Source organism: Pantoea sp. JZ2 (genome assembly GCF_035191405.1).
GTDB classification, from domain to species: Bacteria; Pseudomonadota; Gammaproteobacteria; order Enterobacterales; family Enterobacteriaceae; genus Pantoea; species Pantoea stewartii.
The window spans coordinates 81,023-105,410 of the sequence record NZ_CP045247.1; the positions used below are offsets into that span (position 1 = coordinate 81,023).

The 24,388-nt window shown below is 52.7% G+C and carries 18 protein-coding genes, 1 tRNA gene and 3 rRNA genes; 16 read left to right on the plus strand and 6 right to left on the minus strand.

The window, feature by feature from the left end; genetic code table 11:
• Positions 1-23 precede the first annotated feature (23 nt).
• Both qseC and qseB read right to left on the minus strand, forming a co-directional pair.
• Entirely contained in the window at positions 24-1,364 is a 1,341-nt protein-coding gene (gene qseC, locus GC087_RS00370) for a quorum sensing histidine kinase QseC (protein WP_324029410.1), read from the minus strand.
• On the minus strand, positions 1,352-2,023 hold the full coding sequence (gene qseB, locus GC087_RS00375) for a quorum sensing response regulator transcription factor QseB (protein WP_006121187.1): 672 nt from the start codon (positions 2,021-2,023) through the stop codon (positions 1,352-1,354). The genes qseC and qseB overlap by 13 nt, the downstream gene beginning before the upstream one ends.
• A gap of 160 nt (positions 2,024-2,183) precedes the next feature.
• Here qseB and GC087_RS00380 point away from each other — a divergent pair, with 160 nt between their 5' ends.
• The 7 genes from GC087_RS00380 to rbsR all read left to right on the plus strand — a co-directional run bounded on the left by GC087_RS00380 (position 2,184) and on the right by rbsR (position 8,561).
• Positions 2,184-2,585 carry a YgiW/YdeI family stress tolerance OB fold protein gene (locus GC087_RS00380; RefSeq protein WP_006121186.1) on the plus strand — a complete coding sequence of 134 codons (402 nt, stop codon included), beginning with the start codon at positions 2,184-2,186 and terminating at the stop codon, positions 2,583-2,585.
• Between the two features lie 182 nt (positions 2,586-2,767).
• A complete protein-coding gene (rbsD, locus tag GC087_RS00385; protein ID WP_006121185.1) occupies positions 2,768-3,187 on the plus strand; it encodes a D-ribose pyranase in 420 nt (139 codons plus the stop codon).
• A gap of 7 nt (positions 3,188-3,194) precedes the next feature.
• The gene (gene rbsA, locus GC087_RS00390) at positions 3,195-4,703 is read left to right on the plus strand and encodes a ribose ABC transporter ATP-binding protein RbsA (protein ID WP_033737209.1); all 1,509 of its coding nucleotides are present in this window, start codon (positions 3,195-3,197) and stop codon (positions 4,701-4,703) included.
• Positions 4,700-5,671 (plus strand): ribose ABC transporter permease, encoded by a 972-nt coding sequence (gene rbsC, locus GC087_RS00395; protein ID WP_006121183.1) that lies wholly within the window; start codon positions 4,700-4,702, stop codon positions 5,669-5,671. The genes rbsA and rbsC overlap by 4 nt, the downstream gene beginning before the upstream one ends.
• Before the next feature lie 26 nt (positions 5,672-5,697).
• Complete coding sequence (gene rbsB / locus GC087_RS00400) at positions 5,698-6,573, plus strand: ribose ABC transporter substrate-binding protein RbsB (protein ID WP_033737208.1); 876 nt, start codon at positions 5,698-5,700, stop codon at positions 6,571-6,573.
• A gap of 61 nt (positions 6,574-6,634) precedes the next feature.
• The gene (gene rbsK / locus GC087_RS00405; RefSeq protein ID WP_262959630.1) at positions 6,635-7,564 is read left to right on the plus strand and encodes a ribokinase; all 930 of its coding nucleotides are present in this window, start codon (positions 6,635-6,637) and stop codon (positions 7,562-7,564) included.
• A 13-nt stretch (positions 7,565-7,577) separates the two neighbouring features.
• Positions 7,578-8,561 carry a ribose operon transcriptional repressor RbsR gene (rbsR, locus tag GC087_RS00410; protein WP_033737206.1) on the plus strand — a complete coding sequence of 328 codons (984 nt, stop codon included), beginning with the start codon at positions 7,578-7,580 and terminating at the stop codon, positions 8,559-8,561.
• On the opposite strand, the gene mdtD is transcribed toward rbsR, so the two are convergent.
• Positions 8,558-9,958 carry a multidrug transporter subunit MdtD gene (mdtD, locus tag GC087_RS00415; RefSeq protein ID WP_006121179.1) on the minus strand — a complete coding sequence of 467 codons (1,401 nt, stop codon included), beginning with the start codon at positions 9,956-9,958 and terminating at the stop codon, positions 8,558-8,560. The two genes, rbsR and mdtD, sit on opposite strands and share 4 nt — an antisense overlap.
• Positions 9,959-10,495: 537 nt before the next feature.
• Here mdtD and GC087_RS00420 point away from each other — a divergent pair.
• From GC087_RS00420 to rrf, 4 genes are all read left to right on the plus strand, one after another.
• Positions 10,496-12,037 (plus strand): 16S ribosomal RNA (locus GC087_RS00420).
• A 92-nt stretch (positions 12,038-12,129) separates the two neighbouring features.
• Positions 12,130-12,204, plus strand: a tRNA-Glu gene (locus GC087_RS00425).
• Positions 12,205-12,417: 213 nt separating this feature from the next.
• A 23S ribosomal RNA gene (locus tag GC087_RS00430) occupies positions 12,418-15,323 on the plus strand.
• A gap of 104 nt (positions 15,324-15,427) precedes the next feature.
• Positions 15,428-15,543 (plus strand): 5S ribosomal RNA (rrf, locus tag GC087_RS00435).
• The 16S, 23S and 5S rRNA genes sit together here with 1 tRNA gene alongside, the layout of an rRNA operon.
• Before the next feature lie 274 nt (positions 15,544-15,817).
• Here rrf and mobB read toward each other — a convergent pair.
• On the minus strand, positions 15,818-16,327 hold the full coding sequence (mobB, locus tag GC087_RS00440; protein WP_205952450.1) for a molybdopterin-guanine dinucleotide biosynthesis protein MobB: 510 nt from the start codon (positions 16,325-16,327) through the stop codon (positions 15,818-15,820).
• Complete coding sequence (mobA, locus tag GC087_RS00445; RefSeq protein ID WP_324029412.1) at positions 16,309-16,899, minus strand: molybdenum cofactor guanylyltransferase MobA; 591 nt, start codon at positions 16,897-16,899, stop codon at positions 16,309-16,311. The genes mobB and mobA overlap by 19 nt, the downstream gene beginning before the upstream one ends.
• 71 nt (positions 16,900-16,970) lie before the next feature.
• On the opposite strand from mobA, the gene GC087_RS00450 reads away from it, so the two are divergent.
• The 4 genes from GC087_RS00450 to polA all read left to right on the plus strand — a co-directional run bounded on the left by GC087_RS00450 (position 16,971) and on the right by polA (position 22,098).
• The gene (locus GC087_RS00450; protein ID WP_006121318.1) at positions 16,971-17,246 is read left to right on the plus strand and encodes a YihD family protein; all 276 of its coding nucleotides are present in this window, start codon (positions 16,971-16,973) and stop codon (positions 17,244-17,246) included.
• Between the two features lie 45 nt (positions 17,247-17,291).
• On the plus strand, positions 17,292-18,278 hold the full coding sequence (locus GC087_RS00455) for a serine/threonine protein kinase (protein ID WP_006121320.1): 987 nt from the start codon (positions 17,292-17,294) through the stop codon (positions 18,276-18,278).
• Between the two features lie 25 nt (positions 18,279-18,303).
• Complete coding sequence (gene dsbA / locus GC087_RS00460; RefSeq protein ID WP_006121321.1) at positions 18,304-18,933, plus strand: thiol:disulfide interchange protein DsbA; 630 nt, start codon at positions 18,304-18,306, stop codon at positions 18,931-18,933.
• A 381-nt stretch (positions 18,934-19,314) separates the two neighbouring features.
• Positions 19,315-22,098, plus strand: a complete 2,784-nt coding sequence (gene polA / locus GC087_RS00465) for a DNA polymerase I (RefSeq protein ID WP_162286826.1) — start codon at positions 19,315-19,317, stop codon at positions 22,096-22,098.
• Positions 22,099-22,464: 366 nt separating this feature from the next.
• Here polA and yihA read toward each other — a convergent pair whose 3' ends face one another.
• Positions 22,465-23,100, minus strand: coding sequence for a ribosome biogenesis GTP-binding protein YihA/YsxC (gene yihA, locus GC087_RS00470; protein ID WP_006121326.1), 636 nt, complete (start codon positions 23,098-23,100; stop codon positions 22,465-22,467).
• A gap of 551 nt (positions 23,101-23,651) precedes the next feature.
• On the opposite strand from yihA, the gene yihI reads away from it, so the two are divergent.
• Positions 23,652-24,170 (plus strand): Der GTPase-activating protein YihI, encoded by a 519-nt coding sequence (gene yihI / locus GC087_RS00475; protein ID WP_205958961.1) that lies wholly within the window; start codon positions 23,652-23,654, stop codon positions 24,168-24,170.
• Positions 24,171-24,388 lie beyond the last annotated feature (218 nt).

The window sequence follows — 24,388 nt, forward strand, 5'->3', positions numbered from 1 at the left end:
CGCCTGCCTGTCAGGCGCTTTTTTTACCAGCTCAGGCTGACGCACAGCCCGCCTTCCGGAAGCTGACTGAAGTGCAGCGTCATGCCATGTAACTGGGCAATATTGCGCACAATGGATAAACCTAATCCACTGCCGCTTTTCTCCTGCCCTGGCGGACGCCAGAAACGCTCACCCAGTCGTTGTAGCGCGTCGGGTGATAAACGGTTGCCGTTATCTTCCACTCGCAATCTTCCAGACTGAAGAATCAGATCCACGTTGCTGCCTGGCGGTGTATAACGAATGGCGTTATCAAGCAGATTCCTTATCAGCAAAGACAGCAGCAAGGGATGTCCCGAAATGACCGGATCGGCTTCAGCATTGAAGCGCAACCGGATATCACTTTTCTCTGCCAGCGGCAGCTGTGAGGCCAGGGTTTCCTGCGCCACTTTTTTCAGCATTACGGGCTGGAACGCGTTACGGGCATCCTCTGCTTCAATACGCGACAGCGTCAGTAACTGATCCACCAGACGTGTCGCCCGGACAATGCCCGCATCCAACTGCTGAAGTGCATGCGTGCGCATTGCCTCGTCATCGGCGGCCAGTTGGATGACCTCGCTTTGTACCTGCAGGGCCGCCAGCGGACTGCGTAATTCGTGCGCCGCATCGGACGTGAAGCGGCGTTCCCGCTGCACCATCGTATGAATTCGACCAAACAGCCCATTCAGCGCGTCAATGACCGGGCGCACCTCTTTCGGCACGCGGTCAGCCTGTAAAGGCGCATCATCATCAGGTGCGCGTTGAGCCAGTTGCTGGCTGAGCTTTTTTAGCGGGCGGAGTTCATACCAGACCAGGCCCGTTAACATCAGCAGCATAAAGGGGAGTGAAATCAGCCAGGGCAGCGTGCTGGTCTTCACGATATCGTTGGCCATGTCATCCCGGTATTCCCATTCCTGACCCACCACTACGCGGTAGCGTTGATCGGGCGTGGTCAGCCAGACTAACCGCCAGGGATCGTCATCATCCCTGAGCTGACCATTCAGAAAGCCCTGATGATCGGCATTAAAGAGAAGATCTTTGCCGTTATCGCCATCGTTGAGGACCGGTTTTCCATCACGCGTAAAGACGGCAAAGGCCAGCGCATCATCATCCTGTTCGCCCCGGTTATGGGGCAGTATTTTTTTACTCCTGGGAAGCGAGGTTTCGTTCACTGAGGTGAAATTCAGCGTCAGCAGGCGCTTTGCAAGTAACAGTTGCTGCGTATCAAACAGCTCATTGATCGTTTCGCGCGTCTGGTAGCGAGCGCTCAGCGTGGCCGCTCCCCAGCAGATGCCGAGTATCAACATCAGTCCAATGCCCATACGCAGGAATAAGCTCATCGATCGCATTCGCTTTCCCCCAGCGTATAGCCCACGCCGTGGATCGTGCGAATAAAGCGTTGGCCTAATTTCCTGCGCAGATGATGAATATGCACCTCAACCGCATTACTCGAAACCTCGGTATCCCAGGTGTAAAGTTTTTCTTCTAACTGGCTGCGCGTCAGCACGCGCCCCGGGTTACGCATAAACAGTTCCAGCAGCGCCATCTCGCGGCTTTTTAGTTCAACGCTGGCCCCGTTTTGTACCACGCTGAGGTTACCGGGGATCAATACGACATCGCCGTGACGCAGTTCGGGTTGCAGTTGCCCGTGGCGTCGTCGAATCAGTGCCTGTAAACGCGCGGCGACTTCGGTCAGCGCAAAGGGTTTGCACAGATAATCGTCCGCGCCCATCTGTAATCCTTCAACCCGTTGGTCGAGTGCATCGCGCGCCGTCAGAATGAGTACCGGGACATCGTAGCCCTGCTGACGCCACTGACGCAGAATGTCCAGCCCGTCACGCTCCGGCAGGGACAAATCAAGCACAACCGCATCCCACGGGGCGGCATTCAGGGCCTGAAATCCGGCCTCGCCTGAGACAAACCAGTCGACGCTAAACCCCAGCTTGCTGAGTCCAGCCTTAATGCCGTCGCCGATCAGGCGATCGTCCTCAATCAGTAAAATGCGCATCGTTTCTCCCTTTTAATAAGCGATTTATACGAAGCGAAATGGCGGTTGTACAGCGAGTCTGGCTAAAAAAAGAGGATATTTTCCCCTTAAGATCCTGTTAAGAACTGTGTGGTTTACTGCTTTCACTGAAAGAACGGATTCACAGACAAGAGGTGACGAAATGAAAAAGTATGCTGCACTTATCGCTGTAACACTGTTAGCGTCTGCGCCTGTACTGGCGGCACAACAAGGCGGTTTTGTTGACCCGAATGCGCCTGCACCGGCAGCACACACGCAGCAGGGTGGTTTTCACGCCGATCACACCAGCGTCGTGACGGTGAAGCAGGCTGAAGCGATGAAAGATGACAGCTGGATTACCGTACGGGGTCAGCTTGAAAAACAAACGGGTAACGAAGATTATCTGTTCCGCGATGAAAGCGGCACAATGACGGTCGAGATCGACCATAAGCGCTGGAATGGCGTCACGGTTTCGCCGAAAGATCGGGTTGAGCTGACAGGTGAACTGGATAAAGATTTCAACAGCATTGAACTGGATGTGAAACAGGTTAAGAAGCTTCCTTAATCTCCCGTGACCGGACCGTATTGACGGTCCGGTTTTCCTTTCAGAACAGTCCCTAACTCAAATTCCCTCCGGCAATATCGAAACGTTTCGATAGCGATCACAAATTTCTTCTCCAGTGGTTGAATTGTAACCTTCTTTTTATACACTCCAGAAAGCGAAACGTTTCGCTCTGGAGTGGAAAAATGAAAAAAGGTCGCCTGTTAAACGCTGAACTCTCTTACGTTATCGCCCGCCTGGGCCATACAGATACGTTGACGATCGCTGATGCGGGGTTGCCCATTCCGGCAGAAACGCAGCGTATCGATCTGGCACTGATACCGGGTACGCCAGGCTTCATGCAGGTGGTGGAAGCGGTAACGCATGAGATGCAGGTGGAAAGCGCCTTTATCGCGGAAGAAATTAAGCAACACAATCCGCAGCTCCATAGCGAACTGATCGCCGTGCTCGACGCATTGCAACAGCACCAGGGAAATCGCATTACCATCCGCTACATCAGTCATGAACAGTTTAAACAACAAACACAACGTAGCCAGGCGGTCATTCGCAGCGGAGAGTGCTCTCCGTATGCGAATGTCATCCTGAGTGCCGGTGTGACCTTCTGAGGCCGTTATGCAACCGTTACTGCAGCTCAAAGGCATCGAAAAAGCGTTTCCGGGCGTGAAAGCATTAAATGGCGCGTCGCTGTCCGTCTGGGCAGGACGCGTTATGGCATTAGTCGGTGAGAATGGCGCCGGCAAGTCCACCATGATGAAGGTGCTGACCGGGATTTATACCCGTGATGCCGGATCACTGCAGTGGCTGGGCGAAGAAACCACCTTCAGTGGACCGAAAGCCTCGCAGGAAGCCGGTATCGGCATTATCCATCAGGAGCTCAACCTGATCCCGCAGTTGACTGTGGCAGAAAACATCTTTCTTGGGCGTGAATTCGTTAATGGTTTTGGTCGCATTAACTGGAAGCGGATGTATGCCGAGGCGGATGCGCTCCTGAAACGCCTGAATCTGCGTTTTAGCAGTCACAAGCTGGTGGGCGATTTATCCATCGGCGATCAACAAATGGTCGAAATTGCCAAGGTTCTGAGCTTTGAATCGAAAGTCATCATTATGGATGAGCCCACGGATGCGCTGACGGATACTGAAACATTGTCCTTGTTCCGGGTGATCAATGAACTGAAGGCGCAAGGATGCGGCATCGTTTATATCTCTCATCGCATGAAAGAAATTTTTGAGATTTGTGATGACGTGACGGTCTTCCGTGACGGGCAATTTATTGCAGAGCGTCCGGTCGCCGAGATGAGCGAAGAGAGCCTGATCGAAATGATGGTGGGGCGCAAATTAGAAGATCAGTATCCCCATCTGGATGAGGCGCCCGGCGAAATTCGTCTTAAGGTTCAGAACCTCAGCGGCCCTGGCGTGGATGACGTCAGCTTTACCTTACGTAAAGGCGAAATTCTCGGCGTATCGGGCCTGATGGGCGCAGGCCGGACAGAGTTAATGAAAATTTTGTATGGTGCCTTGCCCCGTACCGGGGGGCAGGTCTGGCTGAGTGGACGTGAAGTCGTGATCCGTTCTCCTCAGGATGGCCTGGCTAACGGCATCGTTTATATCTCCGAAGATCGCAAGCGCGATGGCCTGGTGTTAGGCATGTCAGTCAAAGAAAACATGTCGCTTACCGCCTTACGCTATTTCAGTCACCCGGCTGGCAGACTGCGCCATGCGGAAGAGCAGCTCGCTGTAAAAGATTTCATTCGCTTATTTAACGTGAAAACGCCGTCGATGGAGCAGCCGATTGGCCTGTTATCGGGCGGGAATCAGCAGAAGGTGGCGATAGCCCGTGGATTGATGACGCGCCCTAACGTGTTGATTCTTGACGAACCGACGCGCGGCGTGGACGTCGGGGCCAAAAAAGAGATCTATCAGCTGATTAATCAGTTCAAAGCTGAAGGGCTGAGCATCATCCTGGTGTCGTCAGAAATGCCAGAGGTGCTGGGCATGAGTGACCGCATTGTCGTGATGCATGAAGGCCGTTTAAGCGGCGAATTTAGCCGTGAAGAAGCTACCCAGGAAAGCCTGATGGCAGCAGCCGTCGGTAAGCAACACAGTGAGGATTTAGTTGTATGACCACCCAAACCGTTCCATCTAACCGTCGCTGGTTCAGCAAAGCCTGGCTACTTGAGCAAAAATCGCTGATTGCGCTGATTGTGTTGATTGCTGTGGTGGCGAGCCAGAGCCCGAATTTCTTTACTGTGGCCAATCTGTTCAACATTCTTCAGCAGACATCGGTCAATGCCATCATGGCTGTGGGAATGACCCTGGTCATTTTAACGTCCGGCATCGATCTTTCCGTCGGCTCGCTGCTGGCGCTGACGGGCGCGGTGGCCGCCTCGCTGGTAGGCATGGAGGTGAATGCCTTTGTTGCCGTTGCAGCCTCCCTGGTGCTGGGCGCGGCGATTGGTGCGGTCACGGGAACCATCGTGGCGCGGGGCAAGGTGCAGGCGTTTATCGCTACGCTGGTCATGATGTTACTGCTGCGCGGCGTCACCATGGTTTATACCAACGGCAGTCCGGTCAATACCGGTTTTAACGATAATGCGGATCTGTTTGGCTGGATTGGTATTGGTCGTCCGCTGGGTATTCCAACCCCGGTCTGGCTGATGGCGCTGGTGTTTGTCGCCGCCTGGTACATGCTGCATCACACGCGCCTGGGTCGCTATATTTATGCGTTGGGCGGTAATGAGGCGGCCACGCGTCTCTCCGGCATCAACGTTAACCGTGTGAAAGTTATTGTTTACTCACTGTCTGGCATGCTGGCCGCGCTGGCGGGATCGATTGAAGTGGCGCGTCTGTCTTCTGCCCAGCCAACAGCGGGTACAGGCTATGAACTGGACGCTATCGCGGCTGTCGTGCTGGGCGGAACGAGTCTGGCAGGCGGTAAAGGCCGCGTCGTTGGCACCTTAATTGGCGCATTAATCCTTGGCTTTTTAAACAATGGATTAAATCTGATGGGTGTATCTTCCTACTACCAGATGATCGTCAAAGCAGTCGTTATTCTGCTGGCGGTGCTGGTGGATAATAAAAGCAGCAAATAACTCAGACTCTTATACAGGATAAAATGATGAAAAAGTTAACTGCACTCGCTGTCATTCTTGGCGCAACCCTCAGCGCCAGCGCAATGGCGAAAGATACCATTGCCCTTGTTATCTCTACGCTGAATAACCCGTTCTTTGTGTCCCTGAAAGACGGCGCGCAAAAAGAAGCGGACAAACTGGGTTACAACCTGGTCGTGCTGGATTCACAGAACAACCCTGCGAAAGAACTGGCTAACGTGCAGGATCTGACTGTTCGCGGCACCAAAGCACTGCTGATCAACCCAACCGATTCTGACTCTGTAGGCAATGCCATCAAGCTGGCTAACCAGGCAAAAATCCCTGTTATCACGCTGGATCGCGTGGCGGCTCAGGGTACCGTGGTAAGCCATGTTGCATCTGATAACCGCTTCGGCGGAAAAATGGCAGGTGACTTTATTGCCCGTAAACTGGGTGATGGCGCGAAAATCATCGAATTAGAAGGGATCGCGGGAACTTCAGCAGCCCGTGAACGTGGCGAAGGCTTCCAGAAAGCCGTTGATGCACACAAGTTCAAGGTTCTGGCCAGCCAGCCTGCTGACTTTGACCGTACTAAAGGCCTGAACGTGATGCAGAACCTGTTGCAGGCGCATCCAGATGTGCAGGCGGTATTTGCCCAGAACGACGAAATGGCACTGGGTGCCCTGCGTGCACTGCAGACTGCTGGCAAGACCGATGTGCTGGTGGTGGGCTTTGACGGCACGCCAGATGGTGTGAAAGCCGTTGAAGGCGGTAAGCTGGCGGCGACCGTTGCTCAGATGCCAGAGAAAATTGGCATGATCGGCGTTCAGACTGCTGATAAAGTGCTGAAAGGCGAAAAAGTGCAGGCAGTTTATCCAGTTGATTTGAAACTGGTTACTAAATAAATCAAAGAAAAGCAGGGCACTGCGCCACCCATCGGTGGCGCACTTATTTCGGACTCTCCCAATGAGCAAACACGCAAAACTGGCCGTTCTCGGCAGCATCAATGCTGACCATATCCTTAATCTGGCACACTTTCCCCGTCCCGGCGAAACGGTGATCGGGCAGAAATATCAGATTGCGTTTGGTGGTAAAGGCGCCAATCAGGCGGTTGCGGCCGGCCGTGCGGGCGCTGATATTGCCTTTATTGCTTGTGTCGGTGCCGATGACATTGGTGAACGTGTCTGTCAGCAACTCGCGCAGGATAAGATTGATACCCAGCCGGTAGAGGTCATTGAGGGTGAATCGACGGGCGTTGCGATGATCTTCGTCAATGGTGAAGGCGAAAATAATATAGGCATCTATTCCGGTGCTAATGCCGCGTTAACGCCAGCCTACGTCGCGCGTCACCAGCAGGTTATCGCCGGGGCTGACGCATTACTGATGCAGCTTGAATCGCCACTGGACAGCGTGGTAGCGGCGGCAAGCCTTGCCCGACAGCATCAGACGCAGGTCATTTTGAATCCTGCGCCAGCAACGGCTCTGCCGGACAGTCTGTTAGCGCTGGTTGACGTGATTACGCCAAACGAGACTGAGGCTGAAATCCTGACAGGAATCGCCGTCAGAAATGATGAGGACGCTGCGCGTGCGGCGGCTGCGTTACATAATAAAGGCATCCCCACTGTCTTGATCACCCTGGGACGCCGTGGCGTCTGGCTGAGTGAAAAGGGCCAGGGGCAACGTGTTGCGGGTTTTGACGTGAAAGCCGTAGATACGATTGCGGCGGGTGATACGTTTAACGGCGCGTTTATCACAGCACGTCTTGAAGGCAAGGCCATGCTGGATGCCGTTCGCTTTGCGCACGCTGCTGCGGCAATTGCGGTAACCCGTTCGGGAGCACAGCCCTCTGTACCCTGGCGTGCCGAGATCGACGACTTTTTACAGCAACAGGGTTAAGCGCTTGGCTACGATGAAAGATGTCGCCCGGCTGGCGGGCGTCTCCACCTCAACGGTTTCACACGTCATCAACAAGAATCGTTTTGTGAGCGATGGGGTGCGTGAAAAAATCGAACAGGCGATTCGCGATCTGAACTATGCGCCGTCGGCACTGGCTCGTAGCCTCAAGCTTAACCAAACCCATACGATCGGCATGCTACTGACCGCCAGCAGTAACCCCTTTTATGCCGAAGTGGTACGTGGTGTTGAAGACAGCTGTTATGAGCGTGGATACAGCCTGATTCTGTGCAATACCGCCGGGGACGAAGACCGTATGAATCGTAGCCTGGAAACCTTGCTGCAAAAGCGGGTCGATGGTTTGCTGATTATGTGCACGGAAAGCCATTTACCGTCGGCGGAAATCCTGAATCGTTATCCTTCTATTCCTATGGTGATGATGGACTGGGCGCCTTTCGAAGGGCGGGGCGATATCATTCAGGATAACGCGCTGTTGGGGGGTGAACTGGCGACACAGCATCTGATTGACAGCGGATATTCGCGAATCGCCTGTATTTCCGGGCCGCTTGATAAAACCCCGGCGCGCATGCGCCTTGAAGGTTTTCATCAGGCAATGCAGAAAAACGGTCTGGAGGTCCCGCCAGACTATGTCGTGAGCGGTGACTTTGAGTTTGCGGGCGGTTATAACGCCATGTTCGAACTGTTGGCGCTGGATACCCCACCGCATGCCGTTTTTACCAGCAACGACGCGATGGCGGTTGGGGTTTACCATGCACTACATCAGGCCGGCTTGCAGATTCCGCAGGATATGGCGGTGATGGGATATGATGACGTGGAACTGGCGCGCTATATGTCGCCGCCGCTGAGCACCATTCATCAACCGAAAGATGAGCTGGGTGAACTGGCTATTGATACGTTGATTTATCGTCTGAGTAATCCCGACGTCAGCCAGCAGACGCTGGTACTGACGCCGGAACTGGTTCCGCGGGGATCGGTTTAAGCTTTCTTCTTTTTATCGCGATTTTTAATCAGGTTGCGTCCGTCGCCATTGCGCAGCATCGTAAACGTCAGCGCTGACAGGACGGTGACGATGCCCATCGTCAGGAAGGTAGAATGGAATTGTTCTACTGTCGTGCTATCAAATTCCTGATAAAAGCGCAGGACGGCCGCACTGACGGCCACCCCAAAGCTGATCGCGAGCTGCTGTGTCACCGCGAGTACACTGTTGCCGCCACTGGCATTGTCGTCATCCAAATCAGCCAGGGTAATGGTGTTCATTGCCGTAAACTGGGTGGACATCGCCATACCTAACAGAAAGAGCGGAATTAATAAGAACGCAATATCCTCAGAAGGTGACTGCAGCGAGAAGCTGGCGATCATCACGCCAATGATCATCGTAATACTGACTAACAGGCGGCGATAGCCAAACCAGCGCAGTAATTGCGTCACGCTTTGTTTAGCCAGAATGGAGCCAATGGCTGTGGGGGCCATCATGCAGCCAGCCAGAATCGCAGAATAGCCAAATCCTACCTGAAGCATCAGCGGCATCAAAAACGGCACGCAACCAGTGCCCAGCCGCGAAGCGATGTTACCAATGATGCCTACCGAGAATGTGCGTGTCTTAAACATGGGCAGATTGATCAACGGCGAGGGATGACGCCGGGCATGGGCTATATAGAGGAGCAACAAGACAACGCCGCCAGTCAGAACGCCTGCCGCAAGCCAGGGTGAGACAATACGCTCACCAAACAGCTCTATGCCGGTAGAGATCATCACTAATCCAATGCCGAACAATAAAAATCCCAGAAAGTCGAAACGGCGCTTTGGTGTCGTGAAGTCAGGCATGAATTTACGTGCATAGACGATGCCGAGCAGACCTATCGGAATGTTTATCAGGAAGATCCAGTGCCAGGTGGCATAGGTCACCATGATTCCCCCCAGCAACGGCCCCAGTATCGGTCCGACTAATCCCGGCATGGTGACAAAGTTGAGAATAGGTAAGAGTTCACTACGGGGATAGGCACGCAGAAGTGCCAGCCGCGCGACGGGCATCATCATCGCGCCACCCACGCCCTGAATAACGCGCGATGTGACCAGTATTGATAAGGAGGGCGATAAGGCACAGGCAAGTGAACCCAGCGTAAACAGCGAAACGGCAATAATAAAGATCTTGCGTGTGCCAAAGCGGTCTGCAAGCCATCCACTAACCGGAATAAGCATGGCAACAGTTAAGGTGTAGCTGATAACGGCGGACTGCATGGCTAGCGGGGAACGTTCAAGGCTGGTAGCGATCGCGGGCAGCGCGGTATTGAGTATCGTGGCATCCAGTGACTGCATAAAGAAGGCCATAGCGGCAATCCATGGCAGACCGGCCATACTGCGCGCGGATTTAATCATTGAGCGTCCTTCGTAATGTCTTCGGCAAAGAATATAAAAAAGAATAGCATTGGCAGAAATGCACAATACGCCTCTTTCAACCGATATGTGGTGATTTCCGTGCGTTATTTACGCAGGATGTGTCGCTTTTTACCCCGTTCGTTTAAAAATGAATCGCTCAGTCATTTTTTTATAATTAATGCTTGTCACCCAGAAAGAACGCCCTATAATGCGCCTCCACTGACACGGCACAACGGCTTACGTAACGCGGTGTTCAGCAGAAAACTCCCCGGAGTTTTCGCCGGAGAAAAACTTCTGAAAAAGAGGTTGACTCTGAAAGAGGAAAGCGTAATATACGCCACCTCGCAACAGACGGTTAACCCGCTGGTTGCACTGCTCTTTAACAATTTATCAGACAATCTGTGTGGGCACTCGCAGGATTGATATCCGCGTCTCCGGACGCAAAAAAATATCAAGTCTTAAGAGTGAACACGTATTGAAATTCATTACGACGTTTTCCTTGAGCATCGCTGCACTGGTTGCAGCAAATCAAACTTTAAATTGAAGAGTTTGATCATGGCTCAGATTGAACGCTGGCGGCAGGCCTAACACATGCAAGTCGGACGGTAGCACAGAGGAGCTTGCTCCTCGGGTGACGAGTGGCGGACGGGTGAGTAATGTCTGGGAAACTGCCCGATGGAGGGGGATAACTACTGGAAACGGTAGCTAATACCGCATAACGTCGCAAGACCAAAGTGGGGGACCTCCGGGCCTCACACCATCGGATGTGCCCAGATGGGATTAGCTGGTAGGCGGGGTAACGGCCCACCTAGGCGACGATCCCTAGCTGGTCTGAGAGGATGACCAGCCACACTGGAACTGAGACACGGTCCAGACTCCTACGGGAGGCAGCAGTGGGGAATATTGCACAATGGGCGCAAGCCTGATGCAGCCATGCCGCGTGTATGAAGAAGGCCTTCGGGTTGTAAAGTACTTTCAGCGGGGAGGAAGGTGGTGAGGTTAATAACCTCATCAATTGACGTTACCCGCAGAAGAAGCACCGGCTAACTCCGTGCCAGCAGCCGCGGTAATACGGAGGGTGCAAGCGTTAATCGGAATTACTGGGCGTAAAGCGCACGCAGGCGGTCTGTTAAGTCAGATGTGAAATCCCCGGGCTTAACCTGGGAACTGCATTTGAAACTGGCAGGCTTGAGTCTCGTAGAGGGGGGTAGAATTCCAGGTGTAGCGGTGAAATGCGTAGAGATCTGGAGGAATACCGGTGGCGAAGGCGGCCCCCTGGACGAAGACTGACGCTCAGGTGCGAAAGCGTGGGGAGCAAACAGGATTAGATACCCTGGTAGTCCACGCCGTAAACGATGTCGACTTGGAGGTTGTTCCCTTGAGGAGTGGCTTCCGGAGCTAACGCGTTAAGTCGACCGCCTGGGGAGTACGGCCGCAAGGTTAAAACTCAAATGAATTGACGGGGGCCCGCACAAGCGGTGGAGCATGTGGTTTAATTCGATGCAACGCGAAGAACCTTACCTACTCTTGACATCCAGCGAACTTGGCAGAGATGCCTTGGTGCCTTCGGGAACGCTGAGACAGGTGCTGCATGGCTGTCGTCAGCTCGTGTTGTGAAATGTTGGGTTAAGTCCCGCAACGAGCGCAACCCTTATCCTTTGTTGCCAGCGATTCGGTCGGGAACTCAAAGGAGACTGCCGGTGATAAACCGGAGGAAGGTGGGGATGACGTCAAGTCATCATGGCCCTTACGAGTAGGGCTACACACGTGCTACAATGGCGCATACAAAGAGAAGCGACCTCGCGAGAGCAAGCGGACCTCATAAAGTGCGTCGTAGTCCGGATCGGAGTCTGCAACTCGACTCCGTGAAGTCGGAATCGCTAGTAATCGTGGATCAGAATGCCACGGTGAATACGTTCCCGGGCCTTGTACACACCGCCCGTCACACCATGGGAGTGGGTTGCAAAAGAAGTAGGTAGCTTAACCCTCGGGAGGGCGCTTACCACTTTGTGATTCATGACTGGGGTGAAGTCGTAACAAGGTAACCGTAGGGGAACCTGCGGTTGGATCACCTCCTTACCTGAAGATACCTTCGTGCGAAGTGCTCACACAGATTGTCTGATAGAAAGCTGAAGAAGCAAGACGGCTGCGAAGCCGAGACACACGTACGTGTCCCCTTCGTCTAGCGGTTAGGACTCCGCCCTTTCACGGCGGCAACAGGGGTTCGAATCCCCTAGGGGACGCCACTTGCTTGGTGACAGGTGAAAGGTGTCTCCACGAAGTATCTCAAAACTGGCCTCAGGGTCACGTTTGAGATATTTGCTCTTTAACAATCCGGAACAAGCTGAAAATTTGAAACGACGCACGTCGTGTTCCTCCGTAATAAGGAACACAGCACGATGCGTTCGGGTCTCTCAAAAGCTCACGACACGCAAGCGCAAAACGCCTGTGGGTTGTGAGGTTAAGCGACCAAGCGTACACGGTGGATGCCCTGGCAGTCAGAGGCGATGAAGGGCGTGCTAATCTGCGATAAGCGCCGGTAAGGTGATATGAACCGCTACAACCGGCGATACCCGAATGGGGAAACCCAGTGTGACTCGTCACACTATCATGCAGTGAATCCATAGCGGCATGAGGCGAACCGGGGGAACTGAAACATCTAAGTACCCCGAGGAAAAGAAATCAACCGAGATTCCCCCAGTAGCGGCGAGCGAACGGGGAGGAGCCCAGAACCTGCATCAGCTTGTGCATCAGTGGAAGCGTCTGGAAAGTCGCAGGGTACAGGGTGATACTCCCGTACACAAAGGTGCACAGGTTGTGAGTTCGATGAGTAAGGCGGGACACGTGGTATCCTGTCTGAATATGGGGGGACCATCCTCCAAGGCTAAATACTCCTGACTGACCGATAGTGAACCAGTACCGTGAGGGAAAGGCGAAAAGAACCCCGGCGAGGGGAGTGAAACAGAACCTGAAACCGTGTACGTACAAGCAGTGGGAGCACCTTCGTGGTGTGACTGCGTACCTTTTGTATAATGGGTCAGCGACTTATATTCTGTAGCAAGGTTAACCGTATAGGGGAGCCGCAGGGAAACCGAGTCTTAACTGGGCGTTAAGTTGCAGGGTATAGACCCGAAACCCGGTGATCTAGCCATGGGCAGGTTGAAGGTTGGGTAACACTAACTGGAGGACCGAACCGACTAATGTTGAAAAATTAGCGGATGACCTGTGGCTGGGGGTGAAAGGCCAATCAAACCGGGAGATAGCTGGTTCTCCCCGAAAGCTATTTAGGTAGCGCCTCGTGAACTCATCTCCGGGGGTAGAGCACTGTTTCGGCTAGGGGGCCATCCCGGCTTACCAACCCGATGCAAACTGCGAATACCGGAGAATGTTATCACGGGAGACACACGGCGGGTGCTAACGTCCGTCGTGAAGAGGGAAACAACCCAGACCGCCAGCTAAGGTCCCAAAGTCATGGTTAAGTGGGAAACGATGTGGGAAGGCACAGACAGCCAGGATGTTGGCTTAGAAGCAGCCATCATTTAAAGAAAGCGTAATAGCTCACTGGTCGAGTCGGCCTGCGCGGAAGATGTAACGGGGCTAAACCATGCACCGAAGCTGCGGCAGCGACGCGTAAGCGTTGCTGGGTAGGGGAGCGTTCTGTAAGCCGTTGAAGGTGTGCTGTGAGGCATGCTGGAGGTATCAGAAGTGCGAATGCTGACATAAGTAACGATAAACAAGGTGAAAAACCTTGTCGCCGGAAGACCAAGGGTTCCTGTTCAACGTTAATCGGAGCAGGGTGAGTCGACCCCTAAGGCGAGGCCGAAAGGCGTAGTCGATGGGAAACAGGTTAATATTCCTGTACTTGGTGTTACTGCGAAGGGGGGACGGAGAAGGCTATATCGGCCGGGCGACGGTTGTCCCGGTTTAAGCGTGTAGGTGTGTGCGCCAGGCAAATCCGGTGCACTTTACACTGAGGCGTGACGACGAGGCACTACGGTGCTGAAGTGATAAATGCCCTGCTTCCAGGAAAAGCCTCTAAGCATCAGGTAACACGAAATCGTACCCCAAACCGACACAGGTGGTCAGGTAGAGAATACCCAGGCGCTTGAGAGAACTCGGGTGAAGGAACTAGGCAAAATGGTGCCGTAACTTCGGGAGAAGGCACGCTGGCGCGTAGGTGAGGGGACTTGCTCCCGGAGCCGAGGCCAGTCGAAGATACCAGCTGGCTGCAACTGTTTATTAAAAACACAGCACTGTGCAAACACGAAAGTGGACGTATACGGTGTGACGCCTGCCCGGTGCCGGAAGGTTAATTGATGGGGTTATCCGTAAGGAGAAGCTCTTGATCGAAGCCCCGGTAAACGGCGGCCGTAACTATAACGGTCCTAAGGTAGCGAAATTCCTTGTCGGGTAAGTTCCGACCTGCACGAATGGCGTAATGATGGCCAGGCTGTCTCCACCCGAGACTCAGTGAAATTGAAATCGCTGTGAAGATGCAGTGTACCCGCGGCAAGACGGAAAGACCCCGTGAACCTTTACTACAGCTTGACACTGAACACTGAGCCTTGATGTGTAGGATAGGTGGGAGGCTTTGAAGCGTGGACGCCAGTCTGCGTGGAGCCGTCCTTGAAATACCACCCTTTAATGTTTGGTGTTCTAACGTGGGCCCGTGATCCGGGCTGCGGACAGTGTCTGGTGGGTAGTTTGACTGGGGCGGTCTCCTCCCAAAGCGTAACGGAGGAGCACGAAGGTTGGCTAATCCTGGTCGGACATCAGGAGGTTAGTGCAATGGCATAAGCCAGCTTGACTGCGAGAGTGACGGCTCGAGCAGGTGCGAAAGCAGGTCATAGTGATCCGGTGGTTCTGAATGGAAGGGCCATCGCTCAACGGATAAAAGGTACTCCGGGGATAACAGGCTGATACCGCCCAAGAGTTCATATCGACGGCGGTGTTTGGCACCTCGATGTCGGCTCATCACATCCTGGGGCTGAAGTAGGTCCCAAGGGTACGGCTGTTCGCCGTTTAAAGTGGTACGCGAGCTGGGTTTAGAACGTCGTGAGACAGTTCGGTCCCTATCTGCCGTGGGCGCTGGAGAATTGAGGGGGGTTGCTCCTAGTACGAGAGGACCGGAGTGAACGCACCGCTGGTGTCCGGGTTGTCACGCCAGTGGCACTGCCCGGTAGCTAAGTGCGGAAAAGATAAGTGCTGAAAGCATCTAAGCACGAAACTTGCCCCGAGATGAGTTCTCCCTGAGGCTCCGAGCCTCCTGAAGGGACGTTGAAGACGACGACGTTGATAGGCCGGGTGTGTAAGCGCAGCGATGCGTTGAGCTTACCGGTACTAATGACCCGTGAGGCTTAACCTTACAACGCCAGAGGCGTTTTGGGTTGAGAGACAGAAATAATTTTCAGCCTTGTTTACCGGATAACGCCGTGCGGCCCGAGAGGGCGGTGCGGCAGACAGAATCTGCCTGGCGGCTGTAGCGCGGTGGTCCCACCTGACCCCATGCCGAACTCAGAAGTGAAACGCCGTAGCGCCGATGGTAGTGTGGGGTCTCCCCATGCGAGAGTAGGGAACTGCCAGGCATCAATCAGGTGAAGAAGCCCCGTACGGAAGTACGGGGCTTTTTTACGTCCGCCGTCCGGAGAGAGCGGGGCCTGCCGGACCTCTGCGGGCTTCAGGGCAGAGCTCTGTTGCTGCCTGCCGGTCTCCTCCCTGGTCCTGCCCTGACCGTTTACCTTGCCTCTGCATGTATGCGGGACCGTCATGACGTTTATCTTCCGACGCCGCCCTCGTACAACCCCATACGACGTCTCAGCCGATACCTGTCAGAGATAACGCGCCCTGTATCTCGTTCCCTTAACTGGCCTTTTCCAGCCATGTCATGATAAACGCAGCAACCTCTCCGGGCTGGTTGATATCCACAGTGGGCACATCCGGCTTCCGCGAAAGGTCGTCAGTGACAACCGCCACGACATGCTCATCCAGCAGATCGACCAACTCCCCTTTAACACCCGATCGCCAAAGCACCATTTTGGGCACGGGCTCATCTTTGAAGCCTTCTACTAGCACCAAATCCAGTTGCGTACTATCCATTCGTGAGGCTAACGTCCTCAGACTAACGGGCTGCTCTGGCGTTTCACACATCATCGCCCAGCGCCGATCGCTGGCGACAATAACCTGATCGGCACCGGCTTTTCGCAGCCGATAGCTGTCCTTACCTGGCGTATCAACATCCATCTGATGATGCGTATGTTTGATCAGTCCTGCTCGTATTCCCTGCGCTTTCAACAGCGGTATAACCTGCTCAAGCAGCGTGGTTTTACCGGTTCCGCTCCAGGCGACAATCGCTAATAACGGGACGGGCATGATGATTTCTCCCGATTAACCAGATCGTCAGGCGTATTAATATTGCGGAAAGCTGATTCCGCATCACTGAACAGTACGGGATGCCCACCCTGTTCACGCATAAATTGCATAAGCCTGCGTTCACCACGTAACAGGCCCGCTTCAAGATCGCCGATCAGCGCCCGATTCATCAGCGCCAGAGTCGGATGATCACGTTCGGATGACTGCACCCAGACAACAGGTGCGCTGTTACGCTGCTGCCAAAGACGCGCAACAAAATCGCCGGGAATATCAGGTGTATCGCACGCGCAAAACGCAACCCACTCAGTAGGACTGTTTCGCAAACCGCTCAGCATACCTGCCAGTGGTCCGGGATAGTCCTGCATGGTGTCAGCCACGACCTGACAACCACTTATCTGATAACGATCAATGTTACGGTTGGCGCTTATTAACACAATGTCTACCTGCGGCTTTAACCGCTGAAGAACATGCTGATAAAGTGGTTTACCTTGCAGCATTATTAACCCTTTATCCAGTCCTCCCATACGGCGACCTTGTCCACCTGCAAGGATTACCCCGGTAATTGCTGTCATTTTCGTCTCCTGACTCAAATCTGGACGATACTCACATTGCGGCAGCGGACCACCTGCATAAAGGAATTATCATGAAAACGCATCGGCTGAGTGAACTGCTCGAACTCCTGCAACCTGCCTGGGAAAAAGAACCTGATCTTAACCTGCTGGCATTTTTACAAAAACTGGCTCAGGCGTCCGGTTTCGTTGGCCCATTAAGTGAATTAAGCGATGACATATTGATTTATCATCTAAAAATGCGTGATTCTGCCAGCCATGATCAGATTCCCGGACTGAAAAAAGATTATGAAGTTGATTTTAAAACGGCGCTGCTACGTGCACGTGGAGTCATTAAAAATGATGAGTAGTGTTATCCTTAGCCGTTCACAGTAAAGATAAGCACAGGGATAACCATGAGTGATGCCGCCTTTAATTTTCAAACGCTCAATCCAGATGTCCTGCTTGATGCGCTTTGGGAAACAGGTATTCGGGTAGACTCCGGTCTTACGGCCCTGAACAGCTACGAAAACCGCGTTTATCAGTTTAGCGATGATAACAGGCAGCGCTATGTGGCCAAGTTTTACCGACCACAGCGTTGGTCAGCTGAGCAGATTACTGAGGAGCATCAGTTCTCTCACGATTTACTCGGCGATGAAGTGCCCATTGCTGCGCCCCTGGTTCTTAAGGGTAATACGTTGCAACAGCATGCGGGTTTTTACTTTGCGGTTTTCCCCAGCCTCGGGGGCCGACAATATGAAACCGATAACGACGATCAGATGGAATGGGTTGGGCGCTTCCTGGGCCGCATGCATCAAACTGGCCGAAAAAATCTGTTCCGGCACCGCCCCTCAATGGGGCTTGATGAATATCTGGATCAGCCCCGGGATGTGCTGGCAAACGCTGAACTTGTGCCCGCGTCGCTGCGCAGTGCACTGTCAGAGGCCGTTGATAAGCTGGGTATGACACTCCGTCAATGCTGGCACGACAACTGGCAGCCGTTACGATTACATGGTGATTGCCACCCAGGCAATATCCTGTGGCGGGACGGCCCCCTGTTTGTCGATCTCGACGATGCCCGCAATGGCCCGGCCGTTCAGGATCTGTGGATGTTGATCAGCGGCGATAAGCAGGAGCAGCGGATCCAGTGGGATATTCTGCTGGAAGCCTATAGTGAATTCAGTGATTTCGATATTAACGAATTGTCACTGATTGAACCTTTACGTGCGATGCGCATGATTTATTATCTGGCCTGGGTTGTTCGCCGCTGGCAGGACCCCGCCTTTCCGCGCGCGTTTCCCTGGATGACCGATGAGGATTTTTGGCGCAGGCAAATTTTGCAGTTTATCGAGCAGGAAAAGGTGTTGCGGGAACCCCCGTTGCAGCTGACCCCGCAATTTTAATGACAAGTCAGGAGAGTTTTCCCCAATGAAGAAAATATTTTTTGCACTGATGGGTTTGGTGCTGGCCTTCAGCGCATCTGCTGCACAATTCTCTGAAGGTAAACAATATGTCAGCCTGCCTAAGCCGGTTGCCGGTGAACCGCAGGTCATGGAGTTTTTCTCTTTTTTCTGTCCTCACTGCTACCAGTTTGAAGAAATCTATCATGTCAGTGATGCGGTGAAAAAGAACCTGCCAGCGGATACCAAAATGGTTAAATACCATGTTGATTTCCTGGGCGGCGAGCTGGGGCCGGTTGTCACGCACGCATGGGCTGTGGCCATGGCGCTGGGGGTTGAAGATAAAGTCACGGCACCTATTTTCGACGGTATTCAGAAAACCCAGACCATTACCGATCCCGCCAGTCTGAAAGACGTTTTCATCAAAGCCGCAGGCATTACCTCTGAGCAATATGATTCGGCCTGGAACAGCTTTGCAGTAAAAGCGCTGGTTGCCCAGCAGCAAAAAGCGGCCGCTGATGTGGATCTGCGCGGTGTTCCCGCTATCTTTATTAACGGCAAATACATGGTTAATAATGGTGGACTGGATACGAGCTCAATGGAAAACTTCGTGGCGGATTATGCCAACGTTGTTAAATTCCTGGTCGAAAAGAAATAAGCGTTTTTTGCTATCATCTTCCGCAAAACGCCAGCATTCGCTGGCGTTTTCTTTTGCCATCACTCACCTTATCTCTGCTGGACTGGAGAAGCACAGTTTTTCTATCCACACAAGCAGACATGCCGTCAAAAATCACGATCACATCACGGTTTTGTTTTAAGTTACTAATTTTAAACAAGTATCATTGCTGGCTAGGATCGCTATGATATAAATAAATGATTGATATGATTTTTACGCACAAAGTTATCCACAGGAAGATTGTTACGATCCAAAAGGCTACAGCACCAAAAAAACAACTTCCCGTTTGTCTTGATTAACCCTTTTCGCCAAGGTGTGGCATCCTTATAGACCAATCCATGGCAACGAAGAATACACAGACATATGGCGCAAATAGCAGAAAACCCCCTGATTTTGGTTGATGGCTCATCCTATCTTTATCGCGCGTACCACGCTTTCCCGCCGCTGACGAACAGTGCAGGAGAGCCTACCGGTGCTATGTATGGCGTGCTGAACATGCTTAAAAGCCTGTTGGTTCAATACAGCCCTACACATGTTGCTGTGGTGTTTGATGCTAAAGGCAAAACCTTCAGGGATGAGCTGTTTGAACATTACAAATCTCATCGCCCGCCCATGCCCGACGATCTGCGGTCACAGATTGAGCCGTTACACGAAATGGTGCGTGCGATGGGATTGCCTCTGCTGGCCGTCAGCGGTGTCGAAGCGGATGATGTGATTGGTACGCTGGCGTTAGAAGCGGAAAAAAAGGGTTACTCTGTCCTTATCAGTACGGGCGACAAAGATATGGCGCAGCTGGTGACGCCAGCGATAACGTTAATCAATACGATGACTAACACCATTCTTGGGCCGGAAGAAGTTGAGCAAAAGTATGGTGTGCCACCCGCCTTGATCATCGATTTTCTGGCGATGATGGGCGACAGCTCAGATAACATTCCAGGCGTACCAGGCGTGGGTGAAAAAACGGCTCAGGCCCTGCTACAGGGACTGGGAGGGATGCAGTCGATCTACGATAATCTCGATAAAGTTGCCGATCTTTCATTCCGTGGTGCCAAAACTATGGCCACAAAGCTGGAACAAAACCGCGAGGTGGCGTTTCTCTCCTATCAACTTGCGACCATTAAAACGGATGTGGCGCTGGATCAGCCTTGTGAGGCGCTTACCGTCGGTGAACCGGATATTCAGGCCTTGCAGGCGCTGTTTAGCCGTTACGAGTTCAGGCGCTGGTTGACCGACCTGCAAGAGGGAAAATGGCTACAGGGTAAGAAAAGCAACCGACAGGCCCAACAGGTTCTTGTCGATGAGCCTGTAAAGGCGGAAGCCTCAAGCGTCTTGTCTGCCGAGGGTTATGTCACCATCCTGGATCAGCAAACGCTGGACAACTGGGTTGAGAAACTGAAAAAAAGCGACGTTTTCGCGTTTGACCTTGAAACCGATGCGCTGGACACGTTAACAGCCAACATTGTGGGTCTCAGTTTCGCCATCGCGCCAGGCGAAGCGGCTTATCTTCCTGTCGCGCATGATTATCTTGATGCGCCCGAACAGCTTGATCGCGATGCGGTGCTCGCACAGCTCAAACCGCTGCTGGAAGATCCTGATGTCAGCAAAGTGGGGCAAAACCTCAAGTACGATCGCGGTGTCCTTAAGAACTACGATATTGAGTTAGCAGGCATTAAATATGACACCATGCTTGAGTCGTACATCCTGAACAGTGTGGTGGGCAAGCATGATATGGACAGCCTGTCGGCACGCTGGTTGAATCATAAAACGGTCACCTTCGAAGAGATCGCCGGTAAGGGTAAAAATCAGCTTACGTTTAATCAGATTGCCCTTGAGCAGGCTGCGCATTATGCGGCAGAAGATGCTGACGTCACGTTGCAGTTGCACCTGAAGATGTGGCCTGAGCTTGAAAAAGAAGCCGGCCCGAAAAAGGTGTTCGAACAGATCGAGATGCCGTTGCTCAGGGTCATTTCGCGCATTGAGCGTAATGGCGTGTTGATCGATCAGGCCATCTTAGCGCAGCACTCAAAAGAGCTGACAGCGCGCTTGGCTGAACTGGAACGTGAAGCGCATGAACTGGCGGGCGAGCCGTTTAATCTCTCTTCCACGAAGCAGCTGCAGGTCATCCTGTTTGAAAAGCAGGGCATCAAGCCCACCAAGAAAACGCCGGGTGGTGCGCCGTCGACCAGCGAAGAAGTGCTGGCAGAGCTGGCGCTGGACTATCCATTACCGAAAGTCATTCTGGAGCACCGTGGGCTGTCAAAACTCAAGTCCACGTACACCGATAAGCTGCCGTTGATGATCAATCCTGTAACCGGCCGCGTGCATACGTCTTACCATCAGGCCGTCACCGCGACCGGACGTTTATCGTCTACCGATCCTAATCTGCAAAACATCCCGGTGCGGAATGACGAAGGACGGCGCATTCGCCAGGCCTTCGTAGCAGGCAAGGGCAACCGCATCGTCGCGGCGGACTACTCGCAGATTGAACTGCGTATCATGGCCCATCTGTCGCAGGATAAAGGCCTGCTGGACGCGTTCTCGCAGGGAGAAGATATCCACCGGGCTACCGCAGCGGAAGTGTTTGGCGTACCGCTCAGTAAGGTGACGGGTGAACAACGTCGCAGCGCGAAGGCCATCAATTTTGGTCTCATCTACGGTATGAGTGCATTTGGCTTATCCCGCCAGCTGAATATCGGTGCAGGTGAGGCGAAGAAATATATGGATCTGTACTTCGAGCGCTATCCAGGCGTCCTGCGCTACATGGAAAATACGCGTCAGCTCGCCGCGAGTAACGGTTATGTCGAAACGCTGGACGGGCGTCGCCTGTGGTTGCCTGACATCAAGTCCAGCAATGCGATACGACGTAAAGCGGCAGAACGCGCCGCAATCAATGCCCCCATGCAAGGAACGGCGGCCGATATCATTAAACGCGCGATGATCGCGGTTGATAACTGGTTACAGGAACAGCGAAGCGACGCAGTGAAGATGATTATGCAGGTGCACGATGAACTGGTGTTCGAAATCAAAGAGGAGGCCGTTGAAGCGGCCAGTAAGCAGATTCGTACGCTAATGGAAGGCAGTATGGCGCTGGATGTGCCCTTACTGGTTGAAGTTGGGGTAGGGGATAACTGGGAGCAGGCACACTAGGTAAGCAACCGGCGCTGACGTGATGCGTTAGCGCCCGGTGAGAAACGTTGCCCGTTCAACCATTCAGGTTTTCTCAGCATCATGAAGGAATGACTGACTCTGCCTCCACCATTTTTTTGATAATTTAACTACATGTCATCTTCATTTTTGTGACGAGCATAGTAAAAAAAGTGGCGGAAAATGAATGGGAGTAACAAAAAAACCTTTGTTGCTCACAAAAAATCAGGTAAAGTTCGAGGCGTAGGGTACAGAGGTAAGATGTTCTATCTTTCAGACCTTTTACTTCACGTAATCGGATTTGGCTGAATTTAGCCGCCCCAGTCATTCTGTGACTGGGGCGTTTTTTATTGGGCTTTTTGCCCGGCCTTATGCGTCACTGTCCTGATCGTCCACTGCGGGTTCCAGTTCACTAAACCAGCTATTCAGCTTGTGGCGCACTTTATCAACGCCAATCTTTTTCAGCGATGAGAAAACCTCCACCTGCACATCTCCCATGAAAGCCAGCGAGGCTTCCTTCACCATATTAAGCTGGGCCTTACGTGCGCCAGATGCGAGCTTGTCGGCTTTCGTCAGCAGCAGCAAAACAGGAATACCGCTGTCAACGGCCCACTGAATCATTTGCTGATCCAAATCTTTAAGAGGGTGACGAATATCCATCAGTACCACCAGGCCTTTTAATGCCTGGCGTTTTTGCAGATATTCTCCCAGTGCCCGCTGCCACTTGAGTTTCATCTCTTCCGGCACTTCGGCATAGCCATAACCGGGTAGATCGACGAGGCGCTTACCTTCGGCCACCTCAAACAGGTTAATCAACTGCGTACGACCGGGCGTTTTACTGGTACGCGCCAGGCTTTTTTGGTTGGTTAACGTGTTTAAAGCGCTGGATTTCCCCGCATTAGAACGGCCAGCGAACGCCACTTCAATGCCGGTATCAGAAGGTAAATGGCGGATATCAGGCGCGCTAAGGATGAAGCGGGTGACATGGTAATTCAGTTCAGACAAGGTAGTACTCCAGAAACGCATTAGGGCAATGGCGCTGATTATACGCATTATGGCGGGAAAGTGCTCAATACCATTGTTCAGGGCTGCCTGTAAGACATTTGCCATAAATCTTGCAAGTTATGTCGCTTTTTAATTAAAAAATTAAAAAAATAAATGATTAAAATTCAGTGCATTATACTAAAGTACAGGTTTTTCGCTCAAACACCATACAAGTATTACTTGAGCCTTTTACCAATTGGTCTACATTATTCAGCAGTGCAGGACAGCATTCATCAGGATGATGCGCTCAGGAACGTTGGGATAACGAAGAGCGACAGGAAAGGAAATGGTCAGGGATTGCGGACCAGAAAAGGAAAAGGATGAGCTCCGGAGTTGAGCAGGCGCAGGATTAACCGGGATGTTGTGAGCCGAAACGGATTTGAAAAATGATTCCTTCTGCCGAAGGTATGAAATAAGGCGACAGCTTGAGCTGTCGCCTTTTTTCTTTGTCTGGTTTCTGCTAGATTTCGCCGCAATTCTATACTGAATAAAAAACACCGGAACCCAAGATTATGAAGCAACCTGCAAGCGCGGCGAAGGGCAAGCCTGTCGCCAAAGCAAAACGTAAATCGCGTGAAGAGATCAATAACGAAGCGCGCGATCGTAAACGCGATAAAAAGCATCGTGGCCATGCGTCAGGCAGCCGTGCTAACCCGCAAGCGCAGAGCAGCAACGGTAAGCAAGCGGCCCCGGCAAAAGATCCGCGTATCGGCAGTAAAAAGCCGGTGTCGTTAATCGTTGACGACAACGCTGCACCCGCAAAAACCAAAAAAGTGACGGCAAAACTGGCGAAGCAGAAAGTGGTGCTGACACCGGAAGAAGAGCTGGCGCAGTTAGAGAACAGCGAGCGTCTTGATGCGCTACTGGACCGCCTTGAGAAAGGCGAAACGCTGTCATCTGAGGATCAGGGCTGGCTTGATGTCACGCTGGATCGCATTGATGAACTGATGGAACAGCTCGGCATCGCGATGGACGAGGAAGACGATCCGGAGGCGGAAGAAGATATGTACCGCCTGCTTAAAGGGAATTAAGCCGTCTTTGATCGGCATGCGTAAATGCGCATGCCTGGATTAACAGGTAAACGACAATGTTTTGGCCTGGATCAATTTTCGTGCTTTTGATGACATGTTATCTCCTGTGGTTATTGTTTAAACTACAACGACTGTCGCGTCTGAAGCAGCGTTTACGGCGGGTTTCCTCCCGCACTCCTCTCTTTCCTTCTGCATCGCGGCCTTTCCCACAGCGAGGT